The sequence below is a fragment of the Ruegeria sp. HKCCD9138 genome (assembly GCF_057220975.1).
Genome location: NZ_JBWVAZ010000004.1, coordinates 205,388 through 224,513, shown reverse-complemented (window position 1 = coordinate 224,513; position 19,126 = coordinate 205,388). Strand labels below are relative to the sequence as shown.

At 58.2% G+C, this 19,126-nt stretch carries 17 protein-coding genes; 3 read left to right on the top strand and 14 right to left on the bottom strand.

Annotated elements, in window-relative coordinates:
• The first annotated feature begins 2 nt into the window (after positions 1-2).
• Complete coding sequence (locus AC2TEL_RS09090) at positions 3-2,003, top strand: capsular polysaccharide biosynthesis protein (RefSeq protein WP_480903310.1); 2,001 nt, start codon at positions 3-5, stop codon at positions 2,001-2,003.
• Here AC2TEL_RS09090 and ribD read toward each other — a convergent pair.
• The 5 genes from ribD to AC2TEL_RS09065 form a co-directional block, all read right to left on the bottom strand.
• Positions 2,000-3,100 (bottom strand): bifunctional diaminohydroxyphosphoribosylaminopyrimidine deaminase/5-amino-6-(5-phosphoribosylamino)uracil reductase RibD, encoded by a 1,101-nt coding sequence (gene ribD, locus AC2TEL_RS09085; protein WP_480903309.1) that lies wholly within the window; start codon positions 3,098-3,100, stop codon positions 2,000-2,002. The two genes, AC2TEL_RS09090 and ribD, sit on opposite strands and share 4 nt — an antisense overlap.
• A complete protein-coding gene (gene nrdR, locus AC2TEL_RS09080) occupies positions 3,097-3,567 on the bottom strand; it encodes a transcriptional regulator NrdR (protein WP_039534475.1) in 471 nt (156 codons plus the stop codon). The genes ribD and nrdR overlap by 4 nt, the downstream gene beginning before the upstream one ends.
• Before the next feature lie 121 nt (positions 3,568-3,688).
• Positions 3,689-4,099, bottom strand: a complete 411-nt coding sequence (locus AC2TEL_RS09075; protein WP_480903307.1) for a secondary thiamine-phosphate synthase enzyme YjbQ — start codon at positions 4,097-4,099, stop codon at positions 3,689-3,691.
• Positions 4,100-4,122: 23 nt separating this feature from the next.
• A complete protein-coding gene (locus AC2TEL_RS09070) occupies positions 4,123-4,515 on the bottom strand; it encodes a hypothetical protein (RefSeq protein WP_480903306.1) in 393 nt (130 codons plus the stop codon).
• Between the two features lie 78 nt (positions 4,516-4,593).
• A complete protein-coding gene (locus AC2TEL_RS09065; RefSeq protein ID WP_480903600.1) occupies positions 4,594-5,115 on the bottom strand; it encodes a DUF4166 domain-containing protein in 522 nt (173 codons plus the stop codon).
• On the opposite strand from AC2TEL_RS09065, the gene AC2TEL_RS09060 reads away from it, so the two are divergent.
• Entirely contained in the window at positions 5,029-5,241 is a 213-nt protein-coding gene (locus AC2TEL_RS09060; RefSeq protein ID WP_480903609.1) for a hypothetical protein, read from the top strand. The genes AC2TEL_RS09065 and AC2TEL_RS09060 overlap by 87 nt on opposite strands.
• On the opposite strand, the gene AC2TEL_RS09055 is transcribed toward AC2TEL_RS09060, so the two are convergent.
• Positions 5,144-5,488 carry a thiol-disulfide oxidoreductase DCC family protein gene (locus AC2TEL_RS09055; RefSeq protein ID WP_480903304.1) on the bottom strand — a complete coding sequence of 115 codons (345 nt, stop codon included), beginning with the start codon at positions 5,486-5,488 and terminating at the stop codon, positions 5,144-5,146. The genes AC2TEL_RS09060 and AC2TEL_RS09055 overlap by 98 nt on opposite strands.
• A 454-nt stretch (positions 5,489-5,942) precedes the next feature.
• Between AC2TEL_RS09055 and AC2TEL_RS09050 the strand changes: the two genes are divergently transcribed.
• Complete coding sequence (locus AC2TEL_RS09050; RefSeq protein WP_480903302.1) at positions 5,943-6,965, top strand: AraC family transcriptional regulator; 1,023 nt, start codon at positions 5,943-5,945, stop codon at positions 6,963-6,965.
• A 185-nt stretch (positions 6,966-7,150) separates the two neighbouring features.
• On the opposite strand, the gene rpoD is transcribed toward AC2TEL_RS09050, so the two are convergent.
• The 8 genes from rpoD to AC2TEL_RS09010 all read right to left on the bottom strand — a co-directional run bounded on the left by rpoD (position 7,151) and on the right by AC2TEL_RS09010 (position 18,802).
• Positions 7,151-9,142 carry an RNA polymerase sigma factor RpoD gene (gene rpoD / locus AC2TEL_RS09045; protein ID WP_480843290.1) on the bottom strand — a complete coding sequence of 664 codons (1,992 nt, stop codon included), beginning with the start codon at positions 9,140-9,142 and terminating at the stop codon, positions 7,151-7,153.
• A gap of 114 nt (positions 9,143-9,256) precedes the next feature.
• A complete protein-coding gene (gene dnaG / locus AC2TEL_RS09040; protein ID WP_480862067.1) occupies positions 9,257-11,209 on the bottom strand; it encodes a DNA primase in 1,953 nt (650 codons plus the stop codon).
• A gap of 78 nt (positions 11,210-11,287) precedes the next feature.
• Entirely contained in the window at positions 11,288-11,584 is a 297-nt protein-coding gene (locus tag AC2TEL_RS09035; protein WP_480843294.1) for a hypothetical protein, read from the bottom strand.
• A gap of 34 nt (positions 11,585-11,618) precedes the next feature.
• Positions 11,619-12,164: a sarcosine oxidase subunit gamma gene (locus AC2TEL_RS09030; RefSeq protein WP_480903300.1), complete on the bottom strand. Its 546-nt coding sequence runs from the start codon at positions 12,162-12,164 to the stop codon at positions 11,619-11,621.
• A complete protein-coding gene (locus AC2TEL_RS09025) occupies positions 12,157-15,090 on the bottom strand; it encodes a sarcosine oxidase subunit alpha family protein (protein ID WP_480903298.1) in 2,934 nt (977 codons plus the stop codon). Before AC2TEL_RS09025 ends, AC2TEL_RS09030 begins: the two co-directional genes overlap by 8 nt.
• Positions 15,087-15,350, bottom strand: a complete 264-nt coding sequence (locus AC2TEL_RS09020; protein WP_480903296.1) for a sarcosine oxidase subunit delta — start codon at positions 15,348-15,350, stop codon at positions 15,087-15,089. The genes AC2TEL_RS09025 and AC2TEL_RS09020 overlap by 4 nt, the downstream gene beginning before the upstream one ends.
• Before the next feature lie 56 nt (positions 15,351-15,406).
• Positions 15,407-16,660, bottom strand: a complete 1,254-nt coding sequence (locus tag AC2TEL_RS09015) for a sarcosine oxidase subunit beta family protein (protein ID WP_480843302.1) — start codon at positions 16,658-16,660, stop codon at positions 15,407-15,409.
• 711 nt (positions 16,661-17,371) lie between these two features.
• A complete protein-coding gene (locus tag AC2TEL_RS09010; RefSeq protein ID WP_480843304.1) occupies positions 17,372-18,802 on the bottom strand; it encodes a Glu/Leu/Phe/Val family dehydrogenase in 1,431 nt (476 codons plus the stop codon).
• Between the last annotated feature and the right edge of the window lie 324 nt (positions 18,803-19,126).

The window sequence follows — 19,126 nt, the reverse complement described above, 5'->3', positions numbered from 1 at the left end:
GCGTGCTTTCTGAAACGGAGTCCGGCGCCGGGGACAGTCGTTCCCGGCTTTTCGTTTACAATGGCGGATTCCTGACACAGCGGCGAGTCCGGCGGATTCTGTCTCTGGCTGGCTACGACATCCGGCTGGGATTGCCCGGGACCGGCGACTGGGTTGGTGTCTGGGGCAATAGCCCAACCGCACATCGCGGGCTGACTATCGCCGAAAAACGGGACGTACCCGTCTTGCGGGTCGAGGATGCCTTTCTCCGGTCACTGAACCCCGGACGCGGCGGGGAGGCGCCGATGGGTCTTTTGCTGGACCGAACGGGTTTGCATTTTGATCCGTCCGCCCCATCAGATCTTGAACGTATGTTGGCAAAGCATCCCCTGGACGACACGGCCCTGCTGGACCGCGCTCGTGGCGGGATCAGGCGGCTGCGTGAACTGCACCTGAGCAAGTACTCGGCCTTTGATCTGGACCTGGCTCCACCCGATCCCGGCTATGTACTGGTAGTGGATCAAACACAGGACGATGCCGCCGTAACAGCCAGCAAAGGTGACCGCGCGCGGTTCCTTGAAATGCTGGTCATCGCGCAGGAGGAAAACCCGGGCGCACGGATCGTCATCAAGTCGCATCCTGAAACGTTGGCCGGCCATAGAGGCGGATATTACACGGATCAGGACCTGAACGCGCGGGTATCGATGTTGCGCGATCCCATCAGCCCCTGGTCCCTGTTGGAAGGCGCAATTGGCGTCTATACGCTGTCCTCGCAACTTGGGTTCGAGGCTATTCTGGCAGGCCACAAGCCCCGCATTTTTGGGCAGCCGTTCTACGCAGGCTGGGGGCTGACGCAGGACGAAAGCCCGCTCACCCGCCGTCAGCGCAACCTGACGCGCGCGCAGCTTTTCGCGGCGGCGATGATCCTTTACCCGACATGGTACGATCCATACCGCGATCAGCTATGCGACTTTGAAACGGCGGTGGACGGACTCGAAGCGCAGACACGCGCGTGGCGAGCGGACCACAGGGGCTGGACTGCTTCTGGGATGCGCCTTTGGAAACGGCCACACCTCCAGCAGATGTTCGGGCGATATCGGGGAATTCGTTTTGTGGCTGAACCTCCGCAAGCCTCCGCTCGTCCGCACATGGTCTGGGCCAGCCGGGCCAATAATACCCAGAACGCCGTGCGGATCGAGGACGGTTTTCTACGCTCCCGTGGGCTTGGCGCTCAGCTTGTACCGCCGATGTCGCTGGTGACGGATGATCTGGGCATCTATTACGACCCGACCCGCCCCAGCCGACTGGAAGAGTTGATCGCAGCGCGCGAAACCCTTCGCCCCGATCAGCAGCGCCGCGCCGAACGATTGGTCGCCGGTTTGCTCGCGCAGGGTCTGAGCAAGTACAATACCGGAGACGAAACGCCCGCCCTGCCCGAGGGGCACCGCATTCTTGTGCCCGGACAGGTTGAGGATGATGCGTCGATCCTGACTGGCACCAGCGACGTAAGAACCAACTTGGATCTCTTGCGCGCGGCACGCGGTGCGAACCCCGGCGCAATCCTGATCTACAAACCCCATCCAGACGTCGAGGCCGGATTGCGGGATGGCGGCATCGGCGCCGCCGATCTGGCCGATGTCATCGTCAGAGAAACCGACCCCGCATCATTGATTACGCAGGTCCATGAGGTCTGGACCATGACCTCCCTGCTGGGGTTCGAGGCGCTGCTGCGGGGCGTTTCTGTAACCACGTTGGGGGCACCGTTCTACGCAGGCTGGGGGCTGACAACCGATTTGGGAGCAGTCCCGGCACGGCGCGGGGCACGGCCATCGTTGATGGGCTTGGTTCACGCAACTCTGATCGACTATCCCCGCTATCAGGATCCGGTCACCGGCCTACCCTGCCCTGTCGAAGTGGTCGTTGATCGTCTGGCTCAGGGATATTCCTCGCCGACCGGTGCATTGAACCGAGTGTTGTCCAAACTCCAGGGGGCCCTGGCAACCCATTCGCATCTGTGGCGCTAGCGCGTGACACGCGCCCATCGATGCAGGACGTCCCCGCCGATATTCTGCGTTTCGATCAGATCAAACCGGGGTGCATTGTCCAGTGTTTCAAGACGTAACGCCCCGACAGCCGGCAACCCTTCGGCCCCTATAGTCAAACCGGCGGTAAAGCCGACCAGTTCATCCACCAGATCCTCGGCCAGCAATGACGCGGCCAAAGCCGAACCGCCTTCGCAGAAAACGCGTGTCAACCCTGCCTGCCCCAGCTGATGCAACAGGTCGGCGGGGTCAATGTGATGTCCCTGTAGCGCGCAGGGCAGCAGGCGCGCGCCCAGCCCCTCCCATGCGCGAGCTCGTTCTGCATCTGGGTGCGGGCCGTGACACAGCCAGACAGGGGTTTCCTCGGCTGTCCTGGCAAGATGGCCCATCAATGGCAGGTCCAGATGCCGGGACACGACAACCCGTACCGGCTGCCGGGTGACGCCCATGTCCCGCACGGTCAGCGAGGGATCGTCCGCCCGCGCTGTTCCGGCACCGACCATCACTGCATCATGCCGCGCGCGCATTGCGTGAACGGCACGTCGGGCTTCGGGGCCGGTGATCCACTTACTGTGACCGGTTTCGGTGGCAATCCGTCCATCAAAGCTGCTGGCCAGTTTGAGTGTAACAAATGGGCGGCCCTGTTCGGTTTTCAGGAAAAACCCGGCGTGATCCAACGCGGCCTGATCGGCAAGCACCCCTGTGACCACGTCGATCCCAGCTTCGCGGAGCATTGTGAAGCCTTGCCCAGCCACGCGCGGATCGCTGTCTTCTATTGCGGAAACAACCCGCGCAACACCTGCGTCAATCAACGCCTGCGCACAAGGAGGAGTGTTTCCGTGATGGGCGCACGGCTCCAGCGAAACATAGGCTGTTGCACCGCGCGCTGCGGCACCTGCCTGCTCCAATGCTTCGGTTTCCGCATGAGGACGTCCACCGGGTTGCGTCCAACCGCGCCCGATGATGCGGCCACTGCGCACGATGACACACCCCACTGACGGATTTGGCCAACAGGCGCCCTGCCCACGCCGCCCCAGTGACAGGGCCAGCGCCATATATCGCTTGTCAGTTTCGTTCACTCGTCCGTTGAGGGCTGCGGCGGGCGCAACTCGTGGACGAACTCCTCGAAATCATCGGCCGCCTGGAAATTCTTGTAGACACTCGCGAACCGAACATATGCCACAGTGTCGATCCGGGCCAGCGCTTCCATAACGATTTCACCGATTTTGTTGGACGGAATATCCGTCTCGCCCATGCTTTCCAAACGCCGCACGATGCCCGAGATCATCTGGTCGATCCGGTCGGGGTCAATGGGGCGTTTCTGCATCGAGATCCTGATCGAACGCTCCAACTTGTCCCGATCGAAATCTTCACGTTTTCCGTTGGTCTTGATGACGACAAGATCGCGCAACTGCACCCGTTCGTAGGTGGTAAATCTGCCCCCACAGGCCGGGCAGAACCGACGCCTGCGGATCGCGACATGATCTTCCGCCGGGCGTGAATCCTTGACCTGAGTGTCGATATTTCCGCAAAACGGGCAGCGCATCCGCCGTCTCCTCGTCCCTAGTTCCGCCTCTTGTTGTAAGCACTTCGGCCTACTTATCCACAACTATAGGACAGCCGCTAGGGTTTGGGTAGTTGGAATTTTGCAACGCTAAATAAAGGGGTCAGGCAAAATGCCCCGCGACTTTTCGAGAGTGCGGCGCATTGCGATGTTCGAACAGGTAAATGCCCTGCCACGTGCCCAGAACCGGCCGCCCGCCTGTGACCGGGATCGACAGCGAAACCGGCATCACAGCCGCTTTGATATGGGCCGGCATATCGTCCGGACCCTCATAGGTATGCCGCAGATAAGACATTGTGGGGTGGTCGGATGGCGGCACCAAACGGTCAAAGAACTCTTTCAGATCGGTCTGAACTTCTGGATCTGCATTTTCCTGAATCAGCAGGGAACACGATGTGTGGCGGACGAACAGTGTCAGCAACCCATCCGATGCAGGCATCAGCCAAGACCGCACGGGCGCGGTAAACTCGTAAAGCCCCGCGCCCTGTGTCTGGATCGTGAATTCGGTTTGCACCCTCGCCTGCTCCTGAGCCTTGATCAGAAAACCGGGCGAACCCGGCAGCGGCCGTTTGCGCCCTGCACAGACATGCTGTCTCCCGCCTTGAATCCTGCAGAGATGCTGCTTTGCTGCTCTACGTTGGTTGGCATTTTCAGCGAGAACTGAACGGCCGTGCGCCGGCCCGTCGTGACGCTGGGCCCGTAACCTCGCAGAACATATATCTCTTGCTGCCATCCCGCACCCAATTTGCGGCGGGCGAAATCGGCGGCCGCACACCAATAGCCGTCAATGTCCGTTCGGGCCCGCGGAATGACTTCGAATTCCGTGCTGTTGATCGCTTCGGTCTGATAGCCGTTAGGGGCAGCGTTCGCTGTCAGCGGAACGTTCAGCGCGAACATGGCCAGAATTGTACAAGTGATAATCTGTTTCATTGCCAATACCTTCCTTACTTCGATCTGTCGCACAACTAGTTTGCCATACGCCCGGGAACAGAGAGACTCACAATCAAGTCAGGCATCCTGCGGATTTGCGTGATCGCGTGTCAACCAGCCCTTGTACCGGATCAGCCTCCCTAGTACGGGCATTTCCGCCGATATGTCGAACCGAAACCGGCCCTGTTCATCCTGCCATTCAACCGAGGTCGAACGCGGCAACAGGTACCTGGGGCACGGACACCCAAAGATCCTAAGGCGTGTGATTTCAAGGTGTAATTTACCCTCAGACATGTCAGGTCGCATCCAGATTGTCAGGCCGCCGATTTTTTCACGCACCAAACCGTGCCTCGGATCAGTACATAGGCGCGAGCGGGTCTGATGCCCCGCGAAATCACGAATCCAGACCCATTGCTTTCCATCCTTCCGAGTTGTCAGGATCACAGGGACGTCATCTGCCGGTGGCGGAAACCGCCCAACGCGCAAGGCCAACGCTGTCAAGGCACCCGTGCCATGAACAATCGAACATCGGCCAGAATAACGGCCGGGCCGACTGTGCAGGTCTCTGACAGCCGAGGGCAACCCATTGGAATGCGGCACGGCACGCAGGAACGGGTCAGCCATCGTTTTAATACCCACCGGGCGCAAAGCGGCTCAGAAGAGTTTGATCCGGGACAAGACATGTCTCTGATCGACCGAACAGTTGGTATCGGTTCCGTGCGATAAGATGGTAAAGCGGGTCTTTCACCATTTTCGGCAGGAACCGGCAGAGGGAGAGTGCTTTCCATACGCCCGGCAAAGCCCGCATTGCAGCGGCGAAGGCATCCAGCCGTTGATGGACTGCTCCATTGATGATGACCAGGTTGGTCTCGAATTCCCGCGTCGGCAACCCGAGGTCCGTGTACAGCCGTTGCCCCAACAGGGATTGCGCAGTGGCGAATTGGAATTGCCTCCTCCGGTCATGACGCACCATTAAACGGAAAAAAACCCGAACACAGTACGCATTCACCGTCAAAGACAATCAGGTTCTGTTCTAAAATGGACGGATGCATGAAATCACACGTGATTACCGCGCTTTACGATGGGATCTTGGCACGTCGGACCAAGGGCGGCAATGCGACACAACGAGCTCGAGAACCTTGCGATTCCGAGTCAAAGGGGCGTGCCGGGGAGCCTTACTTGAAGCGGGATGGTCGGCCGTTCAATCAGGCTCTGACCTCATCCCCTAAAGGTGCTGACCCGACAACAACAGTTATGTAGGCTGTACCGTTGTCCGGTTCATTTGCGTAGCGGACAATTCCTTGTGAGTTGCTGACAACTGATACTGAAACTATCTGACCGAACCGAGTGCCGTGACAAAAGCTGGCAGTGAACGCCCTTTTGCAGTTACGTTTGAACGTATTCGAAATTGTTTGCCAGACAGATTTATGGACGTTGATATTTCCAGAATTCAATTATTGGCCAGAGAACTGGATCAGCATTCGGGCGACCCGGCGGTGACGGATGACGTACTGAGCATCTGCGGTTTGAGCCGCGCTGACATCGCCCCGCCCACCAAAAGCTATAGCGCTCTCAAGGAGGCCCTGTTCGTGCGCCATGCGTGCGATGCACTCAATGACATCACTTTCGGGGCTTGCGCGGGTTTGGAATTCAAGGCCTCGTCGAGTGTGACGGCCTATATCAGCAAATACTCGCGTGATCTGCGACAGGTGATAGAAAACACCGCGCGCTTTCATTGGATGATCGACCCCGCGTTGAAATTCAGGTTGCGTGAATCCAGCAATGCAGCATCCTTTGAAATCGATTGGAAAGATCCCGGTTACTCGCGCTATCACCGCAGAACAGAGTTTCTGCTGTTTGCTGCGGTCGCGCGCATGCGCGTTCTGACAAGGGTGGAGCTGCATCCCCTCGAAATGCGGTTTCAACATGAAATCGGCAATCACACATCTATGTATGACAAGATCGGTGGATTTCCGGTCAGCTTTGGGGCCGAGAGAATGGAGATCATCCTGTCCCTGTCGTCGCTGGATTTGCCTGTTCCAACTTACGATCCTAGTCTGCGCGCCCACCTGCTGGAATATGGCGAAAGGTTGCTGTCCGAGCGACCTGCACTCCAGAAAAAGACACGAGCCAGAATCGAAGGACTCATCACACGCTCAATGCCGGGTCGGGTTCTACAAGCCGAGGAAGCTGCCGCCAGCCTTGCGCTCAGCCCGCGCACACTCGCACGTCGGCTGGCCGATGAAGGCACCAGCTATCGCGAGATTGTTGAAGACTTGCGATGTGATCTCGCACAGACATTTATCAAGAACGGCATGCCTCTGTCCGAGGTTTCGTACTCACTGGGCTATGCCGACCAAGCGGCATTTTCAACCGCATTCAAGCGCTGGACCGGTCAGGCCCCCAGCACGTTCCGCAAGCGGGTTGATCACCCTCTCTCCCGGACCTGAGGGTGGCCGGGGGTCATCGGTGTTGCCACCTCGCCCCGGCCTGTCCCGTGAGTGGACAATGGCGATATAGATGGAGCAGGCGCGCCGCCCTTGCGAGTTCCCGCCAATTTGATTTCAGGTTCGGACAACGTGAATTTGCGTGACCGCAAAAAATTAAAGGCGCCTCGATTGAAGCGCCTTTGACTTTATTGATCGAGGAACGATCGCAGCTTTCGTGAACGGCTGGGATGCTTAAGCTTCCGCAGCGCCTTCGCTTCGATCTGGCGGATACGTTCTCGGGTCACGCTGAATTGCTGGCCAACCTCTTCCAGCGTATGGTCGGTGTTCATGCCGATGCCAAAGCGCATTCGAAGAACGCGTTCCTCGCGCGGGGTGAGCGAGGCCAGAACCCGTGTGGTCGTTTCCTTGAGGTTTTCCTGAATGGCGCTGTCCAGCGGCAGCACGGCATTCTTGTCCTCAATGAAATCGCCCAGCTGGCTGTCTTCCTCGTCGCCGATCGGCGTTTCGAGAGAGATCGGCTCTTTGGCGATTTTCATCACCTTGCGAACCTTTTCCAGCGGCATTTGCAACTTTTCGGCCAGTTCTTCCGGCGTCGGTTCGCGGCCGATTTCGTGCAGCATCTGGCGGCCTGTCCGGACCAGCTTGTTGATCGTTTCGATCATGTGGACAGGGATCCGGATCGTACGGGCCTGATCCGCAATCGAGCGTGTGATCGCCTGACGGATCCACCAGGTCGCATAGGTCGAGAACTTATAGCCGCGGCGGTATTCGAACTTGTCTACCGCCTTCATCAGGCCGATGTTGCCTTCCTGAATAAGATCAAGGAATTGCAGGCCACGGTTCGTGTATTTCTTGGCAATCGAGATCACCAGACGCAAGTTGGCTTCGACCATTTCCTTCTTGGCCTGCCGCGCCTCTTTCTCGCCCTTCTGGACCTGCTGAACGATGCGGCGGAATTCGGGAATATCCAGACCGACATACTGCCCGACCTGCGCCATGTCGTTGCGAAGCTCCTCAACCTTGCCGGACGAGCGTTCGATGAACATCTGCCAACCCCGGCCGGGCTTTTCCGCCATCTCGGCCAGCCAGTTCGGGTCCAGTTCGCGGCCACGATAGGCATCGATGAACTCACGGCGGTTGATACGGGCCTGGTCGGCCAGCTTCACCATCGCGCTGTCCAGCGACATGACGCGGCGGTTGATACCATAAAGCTGATCGATCAGCGCTTCGATCCGGTTGTTGTGCAGATGAAGCCCATTCACCAGCTCGACAATTTCGGCGCGCAGCTTCTGATAGGTCTCTTCATCCTTTTCGCTGAATGTACCGTCTTCGTTCAGAGTGGCCGAAATCCGGCTGTCCTGCATCTCCGACAGCATCGAGAAATCGCTCGAAATCCGTTCCAGCGTGGTCAGGACCTGATCCTTCAGCGCCGCTTCCATGGCGGCAAGGGACATGTTCGCCTGATCGTCGTCATCGTCGTCATCATCGGTGGCGATCGGGTTACCGTCCGCGTCGAGTTCCGGACCGGCGTCTTCCTTTGCGGGCTTTGCCGCCTGCACCGCAGTCGTGTCGACAACGGGCTCCTCGACATCGCCTTCTTCGTCCAACTGGTTGCCGAAAGTCGTTTCCAGATCGATGACGTCGCGCAGCAGAATGTCTTCGGACAGCAATTCGTCGTGCCAGATGGTGATCGCCTGGAAGGTCAGCGGGCTTTCACAAAGACCGGCGATCATGGTGTTGCGGCCGGCTTCGATCCGCTTGGCGATGGCGATCTCGCCTTCGCGGCTCAGCAGTTCGACGCTGCCCATCTCGCGCAGATACATGCGGACGGGGTCGTCGGTGCGGTCCAGTTTCTCGGTCGCGGCACCAGCCAGAGCAACCTCACGGTTGCTTTCGGTGGTTGTCAGTTCGGTCGAGCCCTTGTTCTCTTCCTCTTCGGCCTCTTCATCTTCGATGATGTTGATGCCCATTTCGGACAACATCGACATGACATCTTCGATTTGTTCCGAACTGACCTGATCAGGCGGCAGAACCTGATTGAGCTGGTCGTAGGTGATGTAACCTTTCTCGCGAGCCTCGGCGATCATCTTCTTGACCTGGGCCTGGCTCATGTCCAGCGAGATTTCCTGTTCCTGCTCGTCGGATTTGCGGTCTTCGTTCGTATCCTTGGCGGCCATTCAATGCTCCTGCAGGGATGGGTGATTCGTTTGACCCGAATCATTAGCGCGTAGAAGTGATTCGGCCACCCGTTTACCCGTTTTTCTTTTCCAGTGCCTTACGAAAACACCACTTTACCGGCGTTTCCGTTCGAATTTGATGCCTGACATGATGGCTTCGAACGCGTCTTTCTCGTCGCGGTTGATTCGCGCGCCATTGTCGGCGATGTCGAAAACGGCCTTGTCCTCGTTCTGGCTGCGGCTTGTGCGGTTGCGCTCTTCGGCGGCTTGCGCCAGCCGATATGTCAGCGCCTCATCGGCCAGATCAGACAACTCCTCTGCCGCTTCGGCAATTTCAGCATCCAACCCCCGGAGCGCTTTGATCTTTGCGAGTTCCTCGGCCAGCGTCATCTCGGCCTTTTCTACGTCGCCCGGTTTGTACACACAGGGGATCACTGCGACATGGCGAAGGGCCAGCAGGTTTTCAAGGGGTTCCGGTCCCAAAGCTGCGACAATATGATCTTTAATGTTGTCCGGATCATCAACCGCATGTCGCAACAAGACATCTCTCATGGCATTTAGTTCGGGATCCAAGCATGTCATTTCGTCGATCTGAATTTCGAACTGCACCACCAAAGCAGGCGTCAATATAGCAACTGCAAGAATGACACTTTCACGGAGCCGAATAGCAGCGCTGTTGTCGTTAGCAGCCAAGAAGGAAGTGCGTGCACCCTGTGTAGGTCCGGCAGTTTTGCGATCCCTTTCCCGATTGGATTTCCAATTTTTTGCAGGGAACTTTTTCTGAGAGCGGTAAAAACGAAAAAGTAGATCCCGGATCTCCTGCCGATAGTGATTTCGTATCGACTTATCTCGGATTAACTTGATCTTCTCCCAAAGCGCTTTGTCCAATGCAGATCTGCGTTCTGGGCTATCAAAAACCTTGCCCTCAGTCTCGCGCTGCCACAGCAGCTTCACCATCGGAATGGCACCGTCCAGAACTGATCGAACTGCCCCTGCGCCTTCGGCGCGCAGCAAATCGTCAGGGTCCTTGCCTTCAGGCATTAGCGCAAAGCGCAGTGACTTACCCGCCTCCAGCAACGGCAATGCCAAGTCGACCGCCCGCATCGCCGCGCGCAGACCAGCGGTATCGCCATCCAAAGCGATGATCGGCTCGTCTGAGATGCGCCACAGCAGTTGCAACTGATGCTCGGTGATCGCCGTTCCCAGCGGTGCGACCGATGCGCCGAACCCGGCCTCGGCCAGCGCGATTACATCCATATACCCTTCGGCAACGATCAAAGGCTGTCCCTTGCCCGCGGCTTGTCGCGCCGGCCCGTGGTTGTACAGGCTGCGCCCCTTGTCGAACAATTCCGTCTCGGGCGAGTTCAGGTACTTGGCGTTGTCATTCGGGTCCATCGCCCGACCACCAAAAGCGATACACCGCCCACGCGGGTCGCGGATCGGATACATGATTCGGTTGCGGAAGGTGTCGTAGGGCTTTTTGCCCTTGTTTGAGGGCTTTGCCAAACCAGCCCCAAGGATCAGATCCTCGGCTACGTTTTTGCCGCGCAGATGATCCCATAGCGCCTGCCAACCGTCCGGAGCAAAGCCGATCTCCCACCGCTCCAGTGCTTCGGCCTTCAGCCCACGACGCGACAGGTAATCGCGCGCGTCCGCCCCTGCCCCGGTTTTGAGCTGCAAGCGAAAGAACTGCACCGCCTGCTCCATCACGTCAGCCAGCTGCGAGCGATGATCCTGCTTTTCTTGCGCCTTGGGGTCACGAGCGGGCATGGGCATCCCGGCCTCTCGCGCCAATATCTCGACCGCTTCAATGAACGAGACATTCTCGGTCTCTTTCACAAAACTGATTGCGTCGCCCTTGGCGTGACATCCGAAGCAGTAATAGAACCCCTTCTGGTCGTCGACGTGAAACGAAGCCGTTTTTTCATGATGGAATGGGCATGGCGCCCACATATCGCCCTTGCCCTGATTGGACTTGCGCGGATCCCAGATGACTTTGCGCCCGACGACCTGAGACAGGCTCAGACGGGTACGCAGTTCATCCAGAAATCCGGGGGGCAATGACATTTTTAGAACCTGCCAGAAATGAAAACGCGCGCCAAGGGGATGGCGCGCTTATCCACAAGGAAATGGGCTGGCTGTGGATTACTGCTGCAAGCACAGCTCCAACCAGGCCGCGCCCAAATCCTTTTTCCGCACGTCGCGCATCTTTTGTTCGTAAACCCACGGAGTGATCAGCGGTATCGCGGCATTGTAGTTTTCGGGCCATGTCGGGCTGCTCTCGGCCACGGCCTGCGCGACATCGCGTTCCTTCACGCGATCCAACCGCGCCTTCTGGATCGCGGCAACAACATCAGCCTGATATTTACAGCTTTGCTCTTTGGTCTCTTGGGCAGCCACAGGACTGGCTAACAGAGCCGCGACGAGCGCGATACGCAACATGGAAAACCCCCGGAATCATTTCTTCAGCCGCAGCTTACCCCCGAGCGCTGACGCCTTCCATCGCCCTTTTCAAATCGTGAACCAGAGTTTCTGCCATGGATCGAAAAACCATGATCTGAAACGCGCTTTCCCCGACCCGAGTGATCGAGGCCGTCATATGAAACAGCAGGCTGCGCGCGGTATGGCCGCGTTTGAACTGCGCCGCCCTCAGATCCACGGGAACCAGCCGGGCCAAAACAGCCTCGACCCCGTCACCTTCGATGCGAACAATGGCCCATGCATCGGATTGATCCACTACGGCGGCGTGTTTTGACAACGCGGCATCCGGTGTCGGTCCAATCAGCACGGCGTGCGCACGACCGAACCACACGGCGCGCGCACCGGCGTTTCCGGTCGCACGATTGGCCGCTGGATAGGTCATCCCATGCGCTTTCTTCATCGCGTCAGACAGTGCTTTTGTCTGCCCATTGAAGGGAGAGATCGAGTGAACAGAACCAGCATCCACCTCGCTCAGCGTCACGGAACCCACGGTCAACGGAAGCAGCCCTTCACAGGGCGATTTGGCTATCAGTTTATCCACGAACACGCCCTCCTTCCGGGTCGAAGAAGACCGGGTTCACCACTTCACACAGAGTTGTCACACCACGCAAATGGTCCACCATCTTGATCACTTCTCCATACCGTTCCGGACCGTCTGCCAGAAAACCCAAGCCCAGCATCGTTTCCAGCGTCGGCGAGTAGCAGACCGATGTGATGTATCCCTGATCGTTGGTCCGCACCGGTTCTGCCTCTTCGTTGTAAAGATGCGCCCCGGCCAGTAACTGCTTGCTTTCGCCGATGGGCTTCAAACCTACCAACCGTTCTCGCCCAGCCTCTTCCAGACCCGGTCGTTCGGACATGGTCTTGCCGATACAATCCTTCTTTTGCGAGACCATCCGCCCCATGCCGATGTCGTAAGCCGTGGTGCGCCCATGGATTTCGGCATGAGTAATAAAGCCCTTCTCGATCCGCAGAACGTTCAGCGCTTCCATCCCGTAAAGTCCCCCGCCCAGCGCCTCGGCACGCCTGGTCAGAATGTCGAACAGGCTGGCGCCATAGCGGGCAGGCACGGCAATTTCATAGGCATGCTCACCCGAGAACGAGATGCGGAACAATCGACCCGGAACGCCCATTACATCAATTGCTCCACAGGCCATGAACGGCCAGCTTTCATCGTCAATGGGCTGGTCCAGCAGACCGTTCAGCAACTCACGGGATTTCGGCCCGGCGACCGCAAACTGAGCCCACTGCTCGGTGACCGAGGTGAACGACACATCCAGGTCCGGTCGCAACCCCTGATGCACGAACTCCAAGTGCTTCATCACGTCGCCTGCGCCGGCGGTTGTGGTTGTCATCACGTAGTGTGTCTCACCCAATCGCGCGGTTGTGCCGTCGTCCATGACATACCCGTCCTCACGCAGCATCAGACCATAGCGGACGCGGCCCACCTTCAGGGTCGAGAACATGTTGGTGTAGACGAAATCCAGAAAAGCACCGGCGTCCGGACCCTGAATGTCGATTTTGCCCAGGGTCGAAACGTCACAAACACCGACCGCCTGGCGCACCAAGTTGACCTCACGGTCGCAGGATTGCCGCCAGGTGGTCTCTCCCGCCTGGGGGAAATAGCTGGGGCGATACCACAGCCCAGCCTCGATCATCGGCGCATTCCGCGCGACCGAGGCCTTGTGCGAGGTGGTAAACCGCTGCGGTTTGAAGCCTGCCCCCTCGGCCCCTGCACCCAATGCGGCAATGGCCATGGGCGAGTACGGGGGGCGGAACGTGGTCGTCCCGGTTTCCGGAATCCCACGCCCGGTCGCGTCCGCCAGAACGGCCAGAGCAGCAACGTTCGAGTTCTTGCCCTGATCTGTCGCCATGCCCTGCGTGGTATAGCGCTTCATGTGCTCGACAGACCGGAAATTCTCGGTCGCTGCCTGTTTGACATCTTTGACCGTGACATCGTTCTGGAAATCCAGCCACGCCCGCCCCTTGCCCGGAACAGCCCAAAGCGGCGAGATCTCGTACGGCGTGTCGTCTGCCTCGGGGTACTCCGTCTTGGGAGCTTTCATTCCCAGTTCGGCCAATGAGTTTTCCGCAGCCGCGATCCCTTCCCTAAGGCAGGCGGCGGTCGAGAACGATCCGTTGCACGCCCCGGCCGTGACCATCCCGGGCACTGCGCCCGGCGTTGGGACAAAGGCGGCGATGTCGCGCTGCCAGGTCGGACGGCCATTCATATGACATGTCAGGTGAACCGACGGGTTCCAGCCCCCGGTCATGGCAAGGCAGTCAGTATGAATGCGATCCTCTCCGCTGGCGCGACGCACCGTGATTGCCTCCAGCCCCTTCCCGCCCGAACTGCCACAGACCTGCGCACCCCGCAGAACCTGATAATCATCCGACAGAGGCGCATCGTGGCGGCTGTCGATTACGGCCGCGACATGCACCCCGGCCTCAAGCAGATCACGTGCCGTTCGGTGAATGTCATCGTTGTTGCCAAAGATCGTGACGTTCCGTCCCGGGCTAACGCCCCAGCGGTTCAGATAGGCCCGCACAGCACCCGCGTTCATGATCCCCGGTCGGTCATTGTCGCGGAACGCCACCGGACGTTCCAGTGCACCAGCAGCCAGAACCGACCGCTTTGCCGCGATCCGCCAATAGGTCTCAAGCGGTGCGCCATTCGGGCGGCGATCGGTGTGGTGCAGGACCCGTTCAAGCGCGGCAAAGGTGCCCTGATCGTATGCCCCCGTCACAGTGGTGCGGGTCATCAGGCGGACGTTGTCCATGGCCTGAAGCTCGGACAGAACGTCTTCTGACCAAACATGACCCGGTTTGCCGTCGATTTCGTAGGTTTCAGCCAGAAGCCGCCCGCCCATACGGGCGTTTTCATCCGCCAGAATGACATCCGCCCCGGCGCGTCCGGCCACCAAAGCCGCCATCAGACCCGCGGGCCCCGATCCGATGACCAGTAGATCACAAAAGGCATAAGCGCTTTCGTACTTGTCGGTATTGTCCTGCCCGGACAGCGCACCAAGCCCGGCTGCACGCCGAATAACGGGCTCATAGAGCTTTTCCCAAAAGCTTTTGGGCCACATGAAGGTCTTGTAATAGAACCCTGCCCCCAGAAACGGGGCCGCAAGGTCATTGACCGACATCAGGTCAAACCCAAGACTGGGCCAGCGATTCTGGCTGCGCGCCTCAAGCCCGGGATAGATTTCCTGCATCGTCGCGCGCATGTTCGGCTCTTGCGCGCCGCCATTGCCGACGGTCACGAGCGCGTTTGGTTCTTCGCTGCCGGCCGTCAACACGCCACGAGGACGGTGATATTTGAATGACCGTCCCATCAGGCGCACCTCATTGGCCAACAAGGCCGAGGCCAGAGAATCCCCACGGAAGCCGGTATAGCTGACACCGTCAAAGACAAACGGCACCGTTTCAGTGCGGTCAATCAGACCTTTGCCGTCGATCCTCATGAACGCTCCTCCGACGCCAGTTGCGTCCCTAGCATTTCGTGTGTGACCGTATCGCGGGTCACGACAATCCAGGCACCACAGCCACCCTCGTGGTACCAAAGCTCACGCGTGGGACCCGCTGGGTTTTCCCGCGAATAGACAAAGTCGTCCCAGGCATCCGTTCCGGCATCAGGTGCCGGTCTTTCCAGATCCACAGCAGCGCCGCGATAATAGAACTCGCGCCGATCCCGCTCACCGCAATGTGGACAGGTGATCCTCATGACCGCGCTCCCAATTTCACTGTCTTAGAATTACTCGACACCGGTATCGCCCCACCTCAATGCAGATTGTGCTGAGAGCCCTTGCCCTCTTCATCAATGATCCCGCGCCCGGTGCGGAATCGATCCAGCCGGAACCCCGTGGCGTTCTCGTGATATCGGTCGGTCGCAATCAGATGGGCGAAGACATTGCCCGATCCGGGCACGGCCTTGAAACCTCCGTAGTTCCAGCCGCAATTCAGGTAGAGCCCGTCAATATGCGTCTTGTCGATGATCGGAGAGCCATCCGGCGACATGTCCATTATCCCTCCCCAGGATCGCAGCACCCGCGCCTTGCCGATCATCGGCATCAGGGCCATCCCGGCCTCCATGACATTTTCCACTGTCGGCAGGTTGCCCCGCGCCGCGTAGGAGGCGTAGAAATCCAGATCGCCGCCAAAAACCAGACCGCCCTTGTCGGATTGGCTGATGTAGAAATGTCCCATGCCAAAGGTCACGACATGGTCGATGCAGGGCTTGAGCCCCTCGGTCACGAAAGCCTGCAGTACGTGGCTTTCGATCGGCAAGCGCATCCCCGCCATTGCAGCCACCTGGCCTGACCGACCGGCGACAACCATCGCGACTTTCTTGGCCCGGATCGCCCCACGAGAGGTTTGCACACCGCGCACAACGCCGTTTTCGATATCGATACCCGTGACTTCACAGTTTTGAATCAGATCGACGCCACGCTGATCCGCCCCCCGTGCAAAACCCCAGGCGACCGCATCATGGCGCGCCGTTCCACCCCGAGGATGATACAGCCCGCCATACAGCGGGAACCGCAGGTCGTTGTAATTCAGGTAGGGCAGCATCTCGCGCAATTCGTCACGGCTCAGAAGGATCGCGTCATCGCCCTGGCTGATCATCATGTTGCCCCGACGCGCCGCCGCATCGCGTTGCCCGTCCGAATGGAACAGATTGATGATACCCCGCTGCGAGTGCATCACATTGTAGTTCAGGTCTTCTTCCAACCCCTCCCACAACTTCAAGGAATGCGAATAGAATTCTGAATTTCCTTGCAAAAAGTAATTTGCGCGAACGATGGTCGTATTGCGCCCGACATTACCACCACCGATGTAGCCACGCTCCAGCACGGCCACATTGGTCAGCCCGTGCTCTTTGGCCAGATAGTATGCGGTGCTGAGCCCGTGGCCGCCGCCTCCGATTATGACGATGTCATATTCAGCCTTTGGCTCGGGGTCACGCCAATGCGGCGTCCAACCTTTGTTACCGGTCAGACCTTCCTTGAGGACTCGCAAGCCGGAAAAGCGCATTCAAACCTCCCTGCAGGTGTGTCGGCATCGAACCAACTGTGACCAGCAGTAACAATGTCCTCGGGGCGTTCCGCAACCGTTTTCGACCCAGACTTGTCTGTGCGCGACGTAATTTGGCGGAAACACACGATCACAGCGTACTTCAGAAACGCAGCTGAAAGACTTCGAGGTCATTTGTCGCGGAATCCGACAAGACCGCAAATGCCAGTCCAACCTTCAGGTTCGGATTTATGGCTCAGGACCTCTTGCAGATAACCTGGGTAAATCCTTCAGAACCGCAGGCGCGCCTTTCGCAGTCCGACCGCAACTGATGCGAGGCGACAATACTGGCACCATAGACCAACACAAATAAAAAGGGGCCGGTTACCCGTATGTCGCCCATAACTTCCCAAAGCTGTTTTCCCGACAGGCCAAAATTGTGGAAAACCGGTCATAGCAGACCAAAGCGTCCGCAAAAGCTCCGCCATTAAGCCTGTGGATGGCGCCTCTAAGCCCATAACCCGGTTTGTGGCGAAATCTCCGCCACCCAACCAGAAGGTGGTCGTGATCCAGTTAGGTTGGTGCACAACTGGAATGGGGTATAAGCCGATATGGTCATTGCTTATTGGGAGAACTTCACCCGCTCTAATCCCTCAGCTACGTCATGGTGCATACAGAAAGAGCGGCAATCGGACCAATGAACCTGGCCCGACCACCTGTTTTTGGTTCCGATCAGAGCCCTTTGGCTCGATAGCTTTTCGCCACTCTGTCGATGGCGACGATATACGCAGCAGTACGCAAATCCTCGACATCGGCACGGTCATGCCAGACCTCGCTCATAGATTGATAGGCAATCCGCATGGTGTCATCGAGACCGGACCGCACCAGCTCGAGTTCGCCTGCGCCTTTGAGGTATTTCGCCTTGAAATCCGGTGACATCGACCACGCATCGCCCAGATAACGGTCCAGCCGTTCAAGTTCGCTGACGATCAATTCATGCCGCGCTTCTTCCTGACGACGTTGCATACGACCAAAGCGGATATGGCTCAGGTTCTTGACCCATTCGAAATAGGATACGGTCACACCGCCGGCGTTGGCATACATATCGGGAATGATCACCGTGCCCTTTTTGCGCAAAATCTCGTCCGCGCCGGCCGTGACGGGGCCATTCGCCGCCTCGATGATCAGCGGAGCCTTGATCCGTTCGGCGTTGGACAGGTTGATCACCCCTTCCAGTGCCGCGGGGATCAGGATGTCGCACTCAGCCTCTAGTACCGTGGCGCCATCTGCCGAATGCGTGGCGTCGGGATAGTCCTTGACCCCGCCATGTTTGACGATCCACTGGCGGACGGCTTCGACATCTATGCCGTCCGGATTGTAAAGGGCGCCATCCCATTCGATGATACCGATGATGCGCGAGCCGTCTTCCTCGCTCAGGAACTTTGCGGCGTGATAACCCACGTTGCCCAGCCCCTGAACAACGATCCTTTTGCCGTCGAGTTTACCTGACAATCCAGCCTTCTTGACGTCCTCAGGATTACGGAAGAATTCGCGCAGCGCGTATTGAATACCTCGGCCGGTGGCTTCGACCCTGCCTGCAATCCCTCCGGCGTTCAACGGTTTGCCAGTAACACAGGCCCGTGCATTGATATCCGTCGTGTTCATGCGCGCGTACTGGTCGGCAATCCAGGCCATCTCGCGCTCGCCCGTGCCCATATCGGGGGCTGGAACGTTCTGAGACGGGTTGATCAAGTCGCGCTTGGCCAGTTCGTAGGCAAAACGGCGCGTGATCTGCTCCATCTCATGTTCTTCATATTGGCGCGGGTCTATACACAATCCGCCTTTCGAACCACCAAACGGAGTTTCGACCAGCGCACATTTATAGGTCATCAGGGCTGCCAGCGCCTCGACCTCATCCTGGTTCACGGCAAGCGCGAAACGGATACCACCCTTGACCGGCTCCATATGTTCGGAATGAACGGAACGATATCCGGTAAATGTGTGTATCTGCCCCCGCAGCCGCACACCGAACCGCACTGTGTATGTTGCATTGCAGACCCGGATTTTTTCCTCAAGGCCCGGCGGTAGGTCCATCAGGGACGCCGCCCTGTTGAACATCAGATCAACACTTTCGCGAAAGCTGGGTTCTTTGATGCCGGTCATAAATTCCTCCGTGTCGGCGAATGACAAACGTCATGACTTTTTGTCGCACCACTGTCACGAAGCCGCAATCACCAATTGCACGTTTTTTCATCATTTTATGAACAACGCGTTTCCAGCTTCGAATGAGTCGCATGCGAAATTTCAGGCTGCAATTGTCAATTCCTTCGAAACAAACGCGCCAAAACTGGTGTTACTAAAGCCGTTTTTCACGCGAAATGAGCAATATAGCGGCCATAGCGCCCAAATCTCGCCATGATCCACGTCTAAATTATTAACCTTGCAGAGAACTGGTTCCGGGTCACCCGGTCGGCAGAGGAATGCGTT

Coding starts and splice junctions, on each gene's coding strand:
- nrdR (WP_039534475.1), bottom strand. CDS start 3,567: ATGCGCTGCCCGTTTTGCGGAAATATCGACACTCAGGTCAAGGATTCA.
- AC2TEL_RS09070 (WP_480903306.1), bottom strand. CDS start 4,515: ATGAAACAGATTATCACTTGTACAATTCTGGCCATGTTCGCGCTGAAC.
- AC2TEL_RS09060 (WP_480903609.1), top strand. CDS start 5,029: ATGAACAATCGAACATCGGCCAGAATAACGGCCGGGCCGACTGTGCAG.
- AC2TEL_RS09055 (WP_480903304.1), bottom strand. CDS start 5,488: ATGGTGCGTCATGACCGGAGGAGGCAATTCCAATTCGCCACTGCGCAA.
- AC2TEL_RS09050 (WP_480903302.1), top strand. CDS start 5,943: ATGGACGTTGATATTTCCAGAATTCAATTATTGGCCAGAGAACTGGAT.
- rpoD (WP_480843290.1), bottom strand. CDS start 9,142: ATGGCCGCCAAGGATACGAACGAAGACCGCAAATCCGACGAGCAGGAA.
- dnaG (WP_480862067.1), bottom strand. CDS start 11,209: ATGTCATTGCCCCCCGGATTTCTGGATGAACTGCGTACCCGTCTGAGC.
- AC2TEL_RS09035 (WP_480843294.1), bottom strand. CDS start 11,584: ATGTTGCGTATCGCGCTCGTCGCGGCTCTGTTAGCCAGTCCTGTGGCT.
- AC2TEL_RS09025 (WP_480903298.1), bottom strand. CDS start 15,090: ATGAGGATCGACGGCAAAGGTCTGATTGACCGCACTGAAACGGTGCCG.
- AC2TEL_RS09020 (WP_480903296.1), bottom strand. CDS start 15,350: ATGAGGATCACCTGTCCACATTGCGGTGAGCGGGATCGGCGCGAGTTC.
- AC2TEL_RS09015 (WP_480843302.1), bottom strand. CDS start 16,660: ATGCGCTTTTCCGGCTTGCGAGTCCTCAAGGAAGGTCTGACCGGTAAC.
- AC2TEL_RS09010 (WP_480843304.1), bottom strand. CDS start 18,802: ATGACCGGCATCAAAGAACCCAGCTTTCGCGAAAGTGTTGATCTGATG.